Genomic DNA, 12,614 nt, shown 5'->3' with positions numbered 1-12,614 from the left:
TACCTGAAATTTTTCAGGTAGCCTTTTCTATTGCGGCAACGATGTGCTATTCAAACTCCGCCCACACCGGCGCATGGTCGCTGGGGCGCTCCAGCGCGCGCGGGGCGGTATCTACGCCAGCGGCGGCAAGGCGTGGCAGCAGGGCTTGGCTGGCGAGGATGTGGTCGATGCGCAGGCCGAGTTTGCGGCGGAACATATTCATGCGGTAGTCCCACCAAGTGTAGAGCGGTTCGGCGGGGTGCAGGCGGCGCAGGCTATCGGTGAGGCCGAGGTCGAGCAGGGTTTGAAACCAGGCACGTTCTTCGGTGGAGCAAAGGATTTTGCCCTGCCATTTTTCGGGGTCGTACACATCCAAATCGGCGGGGGTGATGTTGAAATCGCCGAGCAGCACCAATTCCGGATGCTGCGCCAATTCGCTGCGGATAAATTCGGCCAGCGCGGCAAACCATTGCTGTTTATAGGCAAATTTTTCGCTGCCCACGGCCTCACCGTTCACGCAATATACGTTTACCACACGCACGCCGCCGATGGTGGCGGCAATCACGCGCCGCTGCGGGTCGTTTGGCAGGGCGGGCAGGCCGGTGTTCACGTTTTGCGCTTCTTCTTTGCTAAGGATGGCCACGCCGTTGTAGGTTTTCTGCCCGCTCCACACGGCGCGGTAGCCGAGCATTTCGAAGGCGGAAAGCGGGAACTGGTCTTGATCCAGTTTGAGTTCTTGCAGGCAGAGCACGTCGGGCTGATGCTGAATCAGCCAGTCGCTCACGTGCGGCAGGCGCACTTTGAGGGAGTTTACGTTCCAAGTGGCGATTTTCATGGCGTTTGCTTTCGGAATGAATTTTTCAGGTAGCCTGCATCGATAGTGAGGCTACCTGAAAAGTAAGTGTTGCAACAAAAATTGAAATCTGCTTATTCGGCTTCGTCTATCCAAGCCTGCTGCACGGCTTCGAGGATGCGCTCGCCGCAACGCTGCGGGTCGTCGTCAAACTCGGGCAAATCGAGGATAAGCTGGCGCAGCTGGGTGAAGCGGACGGTTTTCGGGTCGATTTCGGGATGGCGGTCGAAGAGCTCTTCGGCGATGCGTTGGGTATCGGTCCATTTCATGATGAGGCTACCTGAAACTAGATGTGTACGGCCGGCGGCTGGGGAGCGCCAGGCTTAATGATGCTCGCGGGCATGGTTGATGGTGTATTTGGGGATTTCCACCACCAAGTCTTCGCCGGCCACTTTGGCCTGGCAGCTCAAGCGCGATTCGGCTTCCAAGCCCCAGGCTTGGTCGAGCAGGTCTTCTTCGATTTCGCTCGGTTCTTCCAGGCTGTCGAAGCCTTGGCGCACGATCACGTGGCAGGTGGTGCAGGCGCAGGATTGCTCGCAGGCATGCTCGATTTCGATGCCGTTGTCGAGCAACAGGCTGCAAATGCTTTCGCCTTCGGGGGCGTTTTCGATGATTTTGCCTTCGGGGCACAATTCGCTGTGCGGCAAGACGGTTACTTTAGGCATGGTGTGTGCTTTCTTAGCTGAATTTTTGAGTGGCGTATTGTAACGGAAAAGGCTACCTGAAAACAGTTGATTGCTTTTCAGGTAACCTCTATCGCTACACAAATGGTCCGATAGGCAAAAATAGCGTTTTAGCTTCGCAGAAACTCAGCTTCCTTCGGAAACTTCGTTTTGTTCATGCAAACCAAAGGCTACCTGAAACCAGCCAATCGCTTTTCAGGTAGCCTTTATGGCAACGGGGCTTACAGCTTGCCGCCGCCCACGCCGTTGGCGATTTCGCGCACCGCGCTCACATACAGGCGGCTGTGGTTGTATTGCCAAACGGCGAAGAAATTGTTCAGGCCGATATAGTAATCATACTGGCCGGGCGCGGTTTCCAAGCGGAACAGCACGGCTTTTTCATGGTCGGCCACTTCCTCCAGCGGCGTTACCCCCATCCGCCGCAGCTCGCCCACGGTTTTGTTCAGCGCGGTTTTTTCATCAATCAGCGCCAGCAATTCCGGCGTGGGCACCATCGACACCGGCACCATTACCTTGCCGCCGCGCTGCCAGCCGTGTGCCTTCAGATAGTTGGCCACTGAAGCCGCCACATCCGGCACGCTGCCCCAAATGTTGCGCTGACCGTCGCCATCGTAATCCACCGCCCATTTGCGGTAGCTCGACGGCATAAACTGCGGCATCCCCATCGCCCCGGCGTAGCTGCCGGTGAAGCTGAACGGATCGCGTCCTTCTTCTTTGGCCATCAGCAGGAATTCATGCAGCTCCTGCTGGAAAAACTCGCCACGGCGCGGATAGCCGAACGCCAGCGTGGGCAGAGAATCGGCCAGGCGGAAGCTGCCCATATTGCTGCCGTAGTTCGTTTCGATGCCCACAATCGCCACCAACACTTCCGCCGGCACGCCGTATTCGCGCGCTACTTGGTCGAGCACTTGGCGGTATTGCTGGTAGAAGCGGCGGCCGCCGTTGATTTTGCCCGCGCCAGCATTACCGCTGCGGAACTCATACCACGGGCGCGACGTACCGGGGCGGTTCATGATGTTGACAATATTGCCCTTATACACCGACTGCGCGAAAAACTGCTGCAACTGGCCTTCGCCCATCACGCCCAACCCGGCCTGCTGCCGGATAAAACGCTGCACCTCGGCATTTTGGCTGAAACCGGTTTCCGACACCGGCAAAGCAGGCGCTTCCGGCACTTCAGGCGCTACATTTTGCACCTCCTGCACAGGCGTTACCGGCTGCTCGCTGCTGCACGCGGCCAAGGCAAACACAACAGCCAAGGCTGGGGCAAATTTCAATTTCATCATGATTTCCAAGCAAATAAACAAGACACATAGTTTAACACAGCCCGCAGGCCGGGCGCGAATGCAAAGGCTACCTGAAAAACTTTCAGGTAGCCTTAAAGCTTTGCAAACCAATCAGCTAACGCCTGGCCACCACGGCCGTGGCCAAATATTTCTGTGCCCCGGCGGTAATGGCGCGGGCGGCTTTTTGGCGGAACTGGCTGCTGGACAGCATCCGCTCTTCATCCGGATTGGAGATGAAGGCGGTTTCCACCAAAATCGACGGGATATCTGGCGCTTTGAGCACGGCGAAGCCGGCCTGATCCACATGCCCTTTGTGCAGGCGGTTGATTTTGCCCATTTCGTCGAGCACCGATTTGCCCAGGCGCAGGCTGTCGTTAATGGTGGCGGTTTGCACCAGGTCAAACAGCGTGTGGTCCACCTGCCGGTTGCCGCTCACGCGGATGCCGCCGATTTGGTCGGAGGCATTTTGCGATTGCGCCAGCCAGCGGGCGGCGGCGCTGGTGGCTCGACCCCGGCTTAAGGCATACACGCCGGTGCCGCGCGGCTGCGGCGTGGTGAAGGCATCGGCATGAATCGAAATGAAAATATCGGCTTTGCGGCTGCGCGCCTTGGCCACGCGCACACCCAGCGGGATAAACACGTCTTCATTGCGCGTCATGTACACCTGATAACCGAGCCGCTCCATTTCGCGTTTGGCTTCGCGCGCAATCGAGAGCACCACGTCTTTTTCGCGCAGGCCGCTGGGACCGACCGCGCCGGAATCTTCGCCGCCGTGGCCGGGATCAAGCATCACCACCAGCTTGCGGTTGCCTCGCCTGTTGCCGCCGGCATGGTTTTGTACCGGCGGCACGCTGGTGGTTTGCGCCTGCGCGGTGGCGGTGCCGTCTTGGCGGATACGGCCGTTGGTGTAGTCTTGCAGGAGCGCCATCAGCGGGTCGTTGGCTTCCTGTGCCAGCGCCACGGCTTGGGTGGGATAGAGGTCGATCACCAAGCGGTGTTTGAAATTGGCCACCGGCGTGAGCGCGAACACTTGCGGGTTCACGTCGGTTTTCAAATCCATCACCACGCGGATGGTGTCGGGGTTGAACTGCCCCACGCGAATGCCGGCCACATAAGGATCGCTGCGGCTGAGCTTCTGCGGCAGGCTCTGCACCACGCTGTCAAGGCTCGCACCCTGAATGTCCACCACCAGGCGGCGCGGGTTGTCCAGCAGGAAATATTTATGCTGCAGAGGGCGGGTGGATTCGAGCGTGGCGCGGGTGTAGGAAGAGGCCGGCCAAATGCGCACGGCCACAAACTGCGGCGTGCCGTGCGCTTCGCCCGTGGGCACAATGCTCAGGAGCAGCAGGCCGGCGCCGCTGCTTAAGAAAGTTCGGCGGGTAAGTTTTGCCATAATTCGATGAGTTGCTTGCCTTTTTCGGAATCGGTGGAAAGGGTACAGACACGGCCGCTGCCGCTGTTTTGCAGCGCGATACGCAAATCGGCTGCGGGCACGAAGCCTGCAGCGCGTTGCGGCCATTCGATGAAATGGAGGGCGGGCTCGGCAAACAGTTCGCCCAGCCCGGCATCTTCCCACTCTTCCGGTGCGGCAAAGCGGTATAAATCGAAATGGTTTACCGCCAGGCCGTTTGGCCGGTAGCTTTCCACAATGGCATAAGTGGGGCTTTTCACTGCGCCCGCATGCCCAAGCCGGCGCAAAATAGCGCGCACCAGCGTGGTTTTGCCCGCACCCAAATCGCCTTCCAGCCACACCACCAGCGGTGCGGCCAAATCGGGCGCAATTCGATTGCCGAAGGCTTCGGTAGCGGCTTCGCCGTTGAGAAAGAGAGAGAGAGAGTTTTGCATGCGGCGGATTATAACCTGAAATACTGTTGGGAAAGTTTAAGCCATGCGGCTTTCAGCCAGCTTGTTACTGCTGTTTTGGCAGCTTTTCAGGTAACCATAATTAAGGCTACCTGAAAAGCTGATTTCATTCTTTTGTGAGATACCGCTGCAATATTTCATACAGCACCGCTTCACCCTATAGGGAATTCATTGTTGCAGTTAAAGCCAGGCGGTTTCCGACTGCTTCATGTTTCAGGTAGCCTCTTCTCCGTTTTCGGTAACCTGTTCGCTCTCCGGCCGGGCATGCTCCGTCTCCCATTGTTCAAACCATGCAGCCACCACGGCATCCACTTCCTCCATACCCTGTTTTTTCAGGCTGGAAAACAGTTGCACCCCTACCGCTTGCCGCTCGGCAAAAGGCTGGAGGGCGCGGCGCACGGCAGCGAGGGTTTTAATCTGCTCGTTTTTGGAAAGTTTGTCGGCTTTCGACAACAAAATATGCACGGGTTTGCCGGTGCTGGCAAAAAATTCCAGCATTTGTTTGTCCAACTCCTTGAGCGGGTGGCGCGCGTCCATCACCAACACCAGCCCGATAAGCTGGGCACGGGTTTGCAGGTAGCCGCCAAGCAGCTGTACCCAATGCGCGCGCACGGCTTCGGGCACTTGGGCATAGCCGTAGCCGGGCAAATCCACCATATAGTGCCCATTAGCCAAGCTGAAGAAGTTGATATGCTGGGTACGGCCTGGAGTTTTGGAAACATAAGCCAGGCGGGTGTGGGCGGTGAGCGTATTGATAGCGCTGGATTTGCCGGCATTACTGCGCCCCACGAAGGCGATTTCAGCAGGGGTATCGGGCAGGTCTTTTAAGTGATTAACGGTGGTATAAAATTTAGCGTTTTTAAAAAGCGGCATGGCTGGAACAAAAAGTAAAATTTAGTATAGAATACCACGTTTATAAAAACAGAGTATTGGGCGGCGGCCTCCTGCCCCGCCGATTTGGAGCATATACATGAAACACACTACCTTAGCCGGCCTGCTGCTGGCCGTTTCCGGCTTCACCTTGGCTGCACCGCCCACCGCCGATATGAACAACGGCAAGCGGGTGGTTGATACGGTGTGCGCTGCCTGTCACGGTGCAGACGGCAACACCAATATCGCCACCTATCCGCGCCTGTCGGCCCAACATCCCGCCTACATCATCCAGCAAACCCTGGCCATTAAAAACGGCGACCGCAACACCGGCGCAGCCGTTACCATGCGCCCGCTGGTTCAAAACCTGAGCGACAAAGACATCTCCGATGCTGCCGCCTATCTTACCCGCCAAATCCCGAAATCCGGCGAAAGCAACCCCAAAGAGAATCCGGAATTAGGTGCACGCATTTTCCGTGGTGGCTTGCCGGCTAAAGGTTTGCCGGCCTGCATGTCGTGCCACGGCCCTGGCGGCGCAGGCATTCCGGGCAATCAAACCCTAAAAGACGGCGCAGTAGCCTACCCGCGCCTGGCCGGCCAACACAAATCTTATGTAGTGGACCAACTGCGCTCCTATCAAAGTGGCCAACGCACCAACTCCATCATGGGCGACATTGCCAAACGCATGAGCAATGAAGAAATGGATGCCGTAGGCAACTTTATTCAAGGTTTGCAATAAGCCGTGTGATTCCGTCCGGCCGTATTCTGCAATGGATACGGCCGGTTTGTTTTCTAGGGAAGGGAATTTAACCTTATGCGGCGTTGGTGCACCTTTCTGCACATACGCACTATCTGCATTTTGCCGCCTGAACCTGGCTAAAATTACATCCACTCTAGGCAGCTTTTGCCAATTTATATAATTTACATTTTTTCACGCAGCCCTAATTTTCCGCTAAGCTTGCCTGCCTATAATGCAAGCCATCAACTCAGGCAACACCGGTTGTCGCTTTTACCTCCCCCCAATCTTGAATAAAGGAAAAAACCATGAAAAACGCTCTGCTCCTCACCGCCCTATTGGCCGTATCCGCCACCGCTTCTGCCGGCTTCTCCGAAAATGGCCAAGCACCTGGCTACCAAAACAGCGTAACCCGCGTTTCTGCACTGCGCAGCGTGCCGGACGACAGCTACGTTACCTTGGAAGGCTACATCGAACGCCAAGTGCGCCACGAACACTACATCTTCCGCGACGCCAGCGGCCGCATCGAAGTGGAAATCGATAACGATGTATGGCGCGGCTTGAACGTTACCCCACGCGACAAAGTGCGCCTTGAAGCCGAAATCGACCAAGACTGGCATGGCACCGAAGTGGACGTAAAAGCTGTTACCCGTATCCAGTAAGCAATGAGGCTACCTGAAAGCGAAGCTTCAACGCAGTTAAAATGAACGAAGTGAGTTTCTGCGAAGCTAACGCGCAAGCTTCAAGTTTAAACAAACACATTGAGTTTCGCTTAAACTGCCGCTATATTTTTCAGGTAGCCTGTTTCGTTTTCTCCAATCTCTTAAACTGTGAAAGGAAAGCCAATGTCCGCACGCAAATCCTCCCTCCTGTTGCTGGCAGCCACCATCATGGCCGTTTCCCTGCCCGCCCTGGCCGACCACGACGATTACGATGATGACGACTACCATCACCATCGCTACTCACAAGAGCATCGGGCACGCCGCAGCCATCAGCCCAGCCGCTATCGGCAGGCCGGCTATATTTCGAGCACCCGCGCCGCCAACATCGCCGCCCGCCACACCCGTGCCCGCGTAACCGACGTGGACCTCACCACCTGGCGCGGCCGCCGCGTGTATGAAGTGGATTTAGACGGCCGACGTGGCGATTATGAAGTGATTGTGGATGCCCGCAGCGGCCGCATCCTCTCTTCCAAATTCGATCCCGACGATTAAACCGCTTGCCTATCCGACGTACAAAGGCTACCTGAAAACGAGCAACACAAGTTTTCAGGTAGCCTTTATTTCCACCCAAGCAAGGGCAAGAGCGCACTTACTCAATCCGATAGTGCAACATGCGGCTGCTTTCGCGGATAACGCGCACCAGGCGCATAATCAGGCTGGAAACGAAACCGATTCGTTTCCATTCGGCAGGGAAATCGCCCACAATGTAGCGGTTGGAAATGAAGTGCAGATTGTCTGCCCATTGCTCCGGCTCGCGTTCGTTGTCGCAAAAGGATTCAAAGCGGGCGCTAACGTGCTTCATGGCATCGTGGCGGGCAGAGTTTTTCACTGTCCAACTGTTACACATATCGAAGGCGATTTCACTGCCGTGGAAACGGGCGGCCAGGTCTTGGAACAGGCCGCGCACCATGTCGTTGGAAAAATACATCAGCACGCCTTCAATCACGAACAGGAATTGGGCATCGGGGTGGCGGGCATGCAACTCGTCCATCCATTCGGTGTCGAAGGCGGAGGCGGCAATCAGGGTTTCGTTGCTTTGCGGCGGCAGGATGGCACGCCGCCATTGAATCACGTCTTCCAAATCGAGCTGATAAAACGGCACGCCGTCTGCTGTGCTGCCGATACGTTCGCGGCGGCTGTCGAGCCCGCAGCCGAGGATAACGACCACCGGGCGGCTTTGGCGGCGGATGAAATCGGCGGTGAGCTGGTCGAAATAGCGGGCTCGGATGGCTGTGCCGATGAGGGTGGGCTTGGCACGGTCGAACTTGGCAAAATCATAGTCGATCTGCGGCACCAGCCGGCAAGCAGCAGGATCGATAAGGATGGGGTTGGTCTGCTGAGAGGCACGGTATTTCATATAGAGCGGAATCAGCAGGGTTTCGCTGATGGCGTTTTCGATTTTAATCATAGCGTTCTCCTGGGTATTACACCAAATAAAAGGCTACCTGAAAGAATTTCTGCAAAGTTACACCGAGGCTGCCGCAAAATAAAAACAGAGGCTACCTGAAAATAATTATCAGGTAGCCTCATTATACGCCTATCGCCAATGCCCTGGCTTTCCCTATGGCACAAGCTCACTTTGTATGAAAAAACAATTATTTCAGCGAAATATATTCAACACGCATCAGCCGTAGCGTTTCTGAAATTCACGCATAAATTCAATTAACGCCTCCACCCCTTGTAAGGGCATGGCGTTGTAGATGCTGGCACGCATGCCGCCCATGCTCTTATAGCCGCCCAGCAGGCGCAGGCCGCGGGTGGTGGATTCTTGAACGAAGAGTTCGTCCAATTCCTTGTTGCCGGTGGTGAAGATCACGTTCATTTTGGAACGGGCAGCAGGCGCAACGCGGTTGCGGTAGAAGCCGCCGCTGTTGTCGATGGCGGCATACAGTGTTTTGGCTTTGAGGGTATTGATGGTTTCCATCTGCCCTACCCCGCCCTGCGACTGCAACCAGCGGAATACCAGGCCAGAAATATAGATGGGATAGGTGGCGGGGGTGTTATACATACCTTGGCGCTCGATGTGCGAACGATAGTTCCACACATCGGGCACGCGGCTGGAACAACGCTCAAGCAGGTCTTCACGGATGATGACGATGGTGGTGCCGGAGGGGCCGATGTTTTTCTGCGCGCCGGCATAAATCACGCCGAAATCGGCCACATTGATGCGGCGGGAAAGAATCTCGCTCGACATATCGCACACCAGGGGCGGCATATCCGCACCCAGTTTGGGCACTTCATGGTATTGCAGGCCATGCACGGTTTCGTTAATCACGAAATGCACGAAGGCGGAGCTCGGGTCGATATCCCAAGACGCAACCGGCGGCAGGTCGGTGTAATCAAACTGCTCGCCGCCATGCGCGGCCAGATGGATGTTGACATCCGACAATTTGCCCATTTCATGATGAGCGATGCGGCTCCAGTTGCCGCTCACCACGGAATCAACACGCTTGAAGCCGTTGCTCAGATTCATCACGGTCATGTTGAACTGCGCGCTGGCGCCGCCTTGCAAAAACAAAACTTTATAGTTATCAGGAATATTCAGAAGCTGGCGCAAATCCTGCTCGGCATGATAGAGGATGCTCATGAACACGTCGGAGCGGTGGCTCATGGTCATCACGGAAAAGCCTGTGCCGTTGTAGTCGAACATTTCGCTTTGCGCAGTGCGCAATACGGATTCGGGCAGCACGGCCGGGCCGGCGGAGAAGTTGTAAATCGGGGTATCCACAGTAAAAACTCGATTGAAAATGTGGCAGGATGCCTTAATGGGTGGGGATTCTATCGTTTGCAAACCTGTTGCAGCAAGGATTTTCGCCATTTCCCACCAAACAGCATGGCAGTGAAAAACTATTCATCACCTACAATTCCAAGCTACCAAAAGTGATTCTCCCCATTTAATTCGTATAAACAGAATTTATCGCCAACAATTCAATAGCAGCAAGTGAAGCCCACCCTGTCGTTATTTTGGTCTTCGGTATGTGCTGTGGTGGCTGGTTTCAGGTAGCCTGTGCAGCAAAAGGCTACCTGAAAACCCATTTGCGCTTTCGGGCAGCCTGCTATAAATATTTTCAGGTAGCCTGCTTGGTATACAGGCTACCTGAAAATTCACTGCGGGCTTTAAACCAGCCAAACAAACATCAAATCTTCAAAATCCGCTCGCCGCGCCCGATGCCGGCGGCGCCGGTACGCACGGTTTCCAGAATCAGGCCTTTGGGCACGGTTTCGAGGAAGCTGTCGAGCTTGTCGCTGGTACCGGTGATTTCAATCACATAGCTTTTATCGGTTACGTCCACCACTTGGCCGCGGTAAATATCGGTGAGGCGCAGGAGTTCGTCGCGGTCTTTGCCCAAGGCGCGTACTTTCACCAGCATCAGCTCGCGCTCCACATGGCGGCAGTTGTTGAAGTCGATTACTTTCACCACTTCCACCAACTTGTTGAGCTGTTTGGTAATCTGCTCGAGCACTTGGTCGTTGCCGCGGGTAACGATGGTCATGCGCGAGAGGGTGGGGTCTTCGGTGGGGGCTACGGAAAGTGCGTCGATGTTGTAGCCGCGCGCGGAAAAGAGGCCGACCACGCGGCTCATGGCGCCGGATTCGTTTTCCATCAGGATGGATAAAATGTGTCGCATCATGGCACGCTCCTTGTGTCGTAGTGGCGGTCGGTTACTTCGTTTACATCGGAATCGGCTTTGCGCTCGCGCATATGCGGCGGCAATACCATTTCATCCAAACCTTTGCCGTTGCCCACCATGGGGAAGACGTTTTGTTTGCGGTCCACCACGAAGTCCATAAACACCAGCCTGTCTTTCAGCGCGAGGGCTTCGCGCAGCGCGCCTTCCACGTCGGCCGGTTTTTCAATGCGCATGCCCACATGGCCGTAGGCTTCGGCCAGCTTCACAAAGTCGGGCAGCGTGTCGAAATAGGTTTCAGCTTCGCGGTTACTGTAATACAGCTCCTGCCATTGGCGCACCATACCGAGATAGCCGTTGTTCAGGCAGATAATTTTCACCGGCAGATTGTATTGTTTACAGGTAGCCAGCTCTTGGATGTTCATCTGAATCGAGCCTTCGCCGGTAATGCAGCAAATATCACGGTTCGGCGCGGCAAGATACGCGCCCATGGCATAGGGCAGGCCCACGCCCATGGTGCCCAGTCCGCCGGAATTGAGCCATTGGCGCGGCTGGGAGAAGGGATAATACTGCGCGGCAAACATTTGGTGTTGCCCCACGTCGGCGGTGATGATGGCGTTGCCCTGGGTTACTTCGGCTAGGGTGCGCACCACCTGCTGCGGCAGGATAATGTCTTCGTGCGGCTCGATGGCGAGACAGTTGCGGCTGCGCCAGGCTTCGATGCGTTGCCACCATTTTTCCAGATTGGCCGGATTAAACTGTAATTCCTGCTTGCGCCACAGACCGATCATTTCCTCCAACACGTTTTTCACGTCGCCCACAATCGGCACGTCGGCCTTCACACGCTTGGCGATGCTGGAAGGATCAATGTCGATATGGATGATTTTTTTCGGCTGTTCCAGGAATTTGGCCGGCACGGAAATCACGCGGTCGTCAAAACGCGCGCCTACGGCCAAAATCACATCGGCATCGTGCATGGCCAGGTTGGCCTCGTATGTGCCGTGCATACCGAGCATGCCGAGGAAGCGGCGGTCGGAAGCAGGATAGCCGCCCAAACCCATCAGCGTGCCGGTGCAGGGAATATTCAGAAGCTGCACCAATTCGGTGAGCTGTTTGGCCGCATTGCCCAAAATCACGCCGCCGCCGAAATACACCAGCGGGCGTTTGGCCGCCGCCAGCATCTGCACCGCTTTTTTAATCTGACCGATATGGCCATGCGTAACCGGCTGGTAGGAACGGATAAAAATATCTTCCTGCGGATAGCTGAACTTAGAAAGCGCCTGCGTAGCATCTTTGGTGATGTCCACCACCACCGGGCCGGGGCGGCCGCTCTGCGCAATTTGAAACGCCTTTTTGATGGTGGGCGCGATTTCGTCCACCTCGGTAACCAAGAAATTGTGCTTCACGCACGGGCGGGAAATACCCACCATATCAATTTCCTGAAACGCATCCGAGCCCACCGCGGGCGAAGGCACCTGGCCTGAAATCACCACCAGCGGAATGGAATCACTATAGGCTGTGGCAATGCCGGTGATGGCGTTGGTGGCGCCCGGGCCGGAAGTAACCAGCGCCACGCCCACCTTGCCGCTCACGCGCGCATAGGCATCGGCGGCATGCACCGCAGCCTGCTCATGGCGCACCAGGATATGCTCGAATTTGTGGAGTTGGTAGAGAGCGTCGTAGATTTCCAAAACTGCGCCGCCGGGATAGCCGAATACGTATTCCACGTTCTCGGCCTTAAGACTTTGCACCAATATTTGTGCGCCTGATAATTGCATCAAACCTCTCCTTTTATGCACATCAGCCGACAGTCGGCGGCAGCTTTACCTCGGCATGGTAATGCGCTGGCTGAAGCCGGGCGGATTTAAGGTACGCAAAACGGCAACAACCGGTAACAGTCTGCACGCCGCACCCTCGGAAGAGATGCGGGGTTTATGTAAAAAAAGGAAAATCAAGATACCGCAGCGCGGCATAAAAAACAAGGGTGGGCGGG

Annotated in this window: 14 protein-coding genes; 3 read left to right on the top strand and 11 right to left on the bottom strand. The window is 55.9% G+C overall.

Annotation, left to right across the window (positions count from 1 at the left end; all coding sequences use genetic code 11):
* Window positions 1–46 precede the first annotated feature (46 nt).
* The 7 genes from xth to yihA form a co-directional block, all read right to left on the bottom strand.
* A complete protein-coding gene (gene xth, locus HMPREF2796_RS06550) occupies window positions 47–814 on the bottom strand; it encodes an exodeoxyribonuclease III (protein ID WP_070632106.1) in 768 nt (255 codons plus the stop codon).
* 92 nt (window positions 815–906) lie between these two features.
* The gene (gene iscX, locus HMPREF2796_RS06545) at window positions 907–1,101 is read right to left on the bottom strand and encodes a Fe-S cluster assembly protein IscX (protein ID WP_023886254.1); all 195 of its coding nucleotides are present in this window, start codon (window positions 1,099–1,101) and stop codon (window positions 907–909) included.
* A 54-nt stretch (window positions 1,102–1,155) separates the two neighbouring features.
* A complete protein-coding gene (gene fdx / locus HMPREF2796_RS06540) occupies window positions 1,156–1,497 on the bottom strand; it encodes an ISC system 2Fe-2S type ferredoxin (RefSeq protein WP_003822051.1) in 342 nt (113 codons plus the stop codon).
* Window positions 1,498–1,736: 239 nt separating this feature from the next.
* A complete protein-coding gene (gene mltB / locus HMPREF2796_RS06535) occupies window positions 1,737–2,801 on the bottom strand; it encodes a lytic murein transglycosylase B (protein WP_141749179.1) in 1,065 nt (354 codons plus the stop codon).
* A 115-nt stretch (window positions 2,802–2,916) separates the two neighbouring features.
* Window positions 2,917–4,194: an N-acetylmuramoyl-L-alanine amidase gene (locus HMPREF2796_RS06530; RefSeq protein WP_070632099.1), complete on the bottom strand. Its 1,278-nt coding sequence runs from the start codon at window positions 4,192–4,194 to the stop codon at window positions 2,917–2,919.
* On the bottom strand, window positions 4,164–4,646 hold the full coding sequence (gene tsaE, locus HMPREF2796_RS06525) for a tRNA (adenosine(37)-N6)-threonylcarbamoyltransferase complex ATPase subunit type 1 TsaE (protein WP_070632096.1): 483 nt from the start codon (window positions 4,644–4,646) through the stop codon (window positions 4,164–4,166). The genes HMPREF2796_RS06530 and tsaE overlap by 31 nt, the downstream gene beginning before the upstream one ends.
* Window positions 4,647–4,877: 231 nt before the next feature.
* Entirely contained in the window at window positions 4,878–5,537 is a 660-nt protein-coding gene (yihA, locus tag HMPREF2796_RS06520; protein ID WP_070632094.1) for a ribosome biogenesis GTP-binding protein YihA/YsxC, read from the bottom strand.
* A gap of 97 nt (window positions 5,538–5,634) precedes the next feature.
* Between yihA and HMPREF2796_RS06515 the strand changes: the two genes are divergently transcribed.
* From HMPREF2796_RS06515 to HMPREF2796_RS06505, 3 genes are all read left to right on the top strand, one after another.
* Complete coding sequence (locus HMPREF2796_RS06515) at window positions 5,635–6,273, top strand: c-type cytochrome (protein WP_070632090.1); 639 nt, start codon at window positions 5,635–5,637, stop codon at window positions 6,271–6,273.
* Between the two features lie 305 nt (window positions 6,274–6,578).
* Window positions 6,579–6,932 (top strand): YgiW/YdeI family stress tolerance OB fold protein, encoded by a 354-nt coding sequence (locus HMPREF2796_RS06510; RefSeq protein ID WP_049257674.1) that lies wholly within the window; start codon window positions 6,579–6,581, stop codon window positions 6,930–6,932.
* A 183-nt stretch (window positions 6,933–7,115) separates the two neighbouring features.
* Complete coding sequence (locus tag HMPREF2796_RS06505; protein ID WP_064084190.1) at window positions 7,116–7,484, top strand: PepSY domain-containing protein; 369 nt, start codon at window positions 7,116–7,118, stop codon at window positions 7,482–7,484.
* 97 nt (window positions 7,485–7,581) lie between these two features.
* On the opposite strand, the gene HMPREF2796_RS06500 is transcribed toward HMPREF2796_RS06505, so the two are convergent.
* From HMPREF2796_RS06500 to ilvB, 4 genes are all read right to left on the bottom strand, one after another.
* On the bottom strand, window positions 7,582–8,400 hold the full coding sequence (locus tag HMPREF2796_RS06500) for a class I SAM-dependent methyltransferase (protein WP_070632087.1): 819 nt from the start codon (window positions 8,398–8,400) through the stop codon (window positions 7,582–7,584).
* Between the two features lie 216 nt (window positions 8,401–8,616).
* The gene (gene serC, locus HMPREF2796_RS06495) at window positions 8,617–9,720 is read right to left on the bottom strand and encodes a 3-phosphoserine/phosphohydroxythreonine transaminase (RefSeq protein WP_070632082.1); all 1,104 of its coding nucleotides are present in this window, start codon (window positions 9,718–9,720) and stop codon (window positions 8,617–8,619) included.
* A gap of 409 nt (window positions 9,721–10,129) precedes the next feature.
* Complete coding sequence (gene ilvN, locus HMPREF2796_RS06490) at window positions 10,130–10,621, bottom strand: acetolactate synthase small subunit (protein ID WP_035573514.1); 492 nt, start codon at window positions 10,619–10,621, stop codon at window positions 10,130–10,132.
* Window positions 10,621–12,399: a biosynthetic-type acetolactate synthase large subunit gene (gene ilvB, locus HMPREF2796_RS06485; protein ID WP_070632079.1), complete on the bottom strand. Its 1,779-nt coding sequence runs from the start codon at window positions 12,397–12,399 to the stop codon at window positions 10,621–10,623. The genes ilvN and ilvB overlap by 1 nt, the downstream gene beginning before the upstream one ends.
* Window positions 12,400–12,614 lie beyond the last annotated feature (215 nt).

It is taken from the genome of Eikenella sp. HMSC071B05 (assembly GCF_001811325.1).
In the GTDB taxonomy this organism is placed as follows: Bacteria; Pseudomonadota; Gammaproteobacteria; order Burkholderiales; family Neisseriaceae; genus Eikenella; species Eikenella corrodens.
Note: the sequence above shows the minus strand (reverse complement) of the source record. Positions and strands in the feature narration are given on the sequence as shown.

Excerpts from the sequence above, each read along its gene's own strand:
- xth (WP_070632106.1), bottom strand. The coding sequence starts at position 814 with ATGAAAATCGCCACTTGGAACGTAAACTCCCTCAAAGTGCGCCTGCCG.
- tsaE (WP_070632096.1), bottom strand. The coding sequence starts at position 4,646 with ATGCAAAACTCTCTCTCTCTCTTTCTCAACGGCGAAGCCGCTACCGAA.
- ilvN (WP_035573514.1), bottom strand. The coding sequence starts at position 10,621 with ATGCGACACATTTTATCCATCCTGATGGAAAACGAATCCGGCGCCATG.
- yihA (WP_070632094.1), bottom strand. The coding sequence starts at position 5,537 with ATGCCGCTTTTTAAAAACGCTAAATTTTATACCACCGTTAATCACTTA.
- HMPREF2796_RS06530 (WP_070632099.1), bottom strand. The coding sequence starts at position 4,194 with ATGGCAAAACTTACCCGCCGAACTTTCTTAAGCAGCGGCGCCGGCCTG.
- iscX (WP_023886254.1), bottom strand. The coding sequence starts at position 1,101 with ATGAAATGGACCGATACCCAACGCATCGCCGAAGAGCTCTTCGACCGC.
- HMPREF2796_RS06505 (WP_064084190.1), top strand. The coding sequence starts at position 7,116 with ATGTCCGCACGCAAATCCTCCCTCCTGTTGCTGGCAGCCACCATCATG.
- HMPREF2796_RS06500 (WP_070632087.1), bottom strand. The coding sequence starts at position 8,400 with ATGATTAAAATCGAAAACGCCATCAGCGAAACCCTGCTGATTCCGCTC.
- mltB (WP_141749179.1), bottom strand. The coding sequence starts at position 2,801 with ATGATGAAATTGAAATTTGCCCCAGCCTTGGCTGTTGTGTTTGCCTTG.
- HMPREF2796_RS06515 (WP_070632090.1), top strand. The coding sequence starts at position 5,635 with ATGAAACACACTACCTTAGCCGGCCTGCTGCTGGCCGTTTCCGGCTTC.
- HMPREF2796_RS06510 (WP_049257674.1), top strand. The coding sequence starts at position 6,579 with ATGAAAAACGCTCTGCTCCTCACCGCCCTATTGGCCGTATCCGCCACC.
- fdx (WP_003822051.1), bottom strand. The coding sequence starts at position 1,497 with ATGCCTAAAGTAACCGTCTTGCCGCACAGCGAATTGTGCCCCGAAGGC.
- ilvB (WP_070632079.1), bottom strand. The coding sequence starts at position 12,399 with ATGCAATTATCAGGCGCACAAATATTGGTGCAAAGTCTTAAGGCCGAG.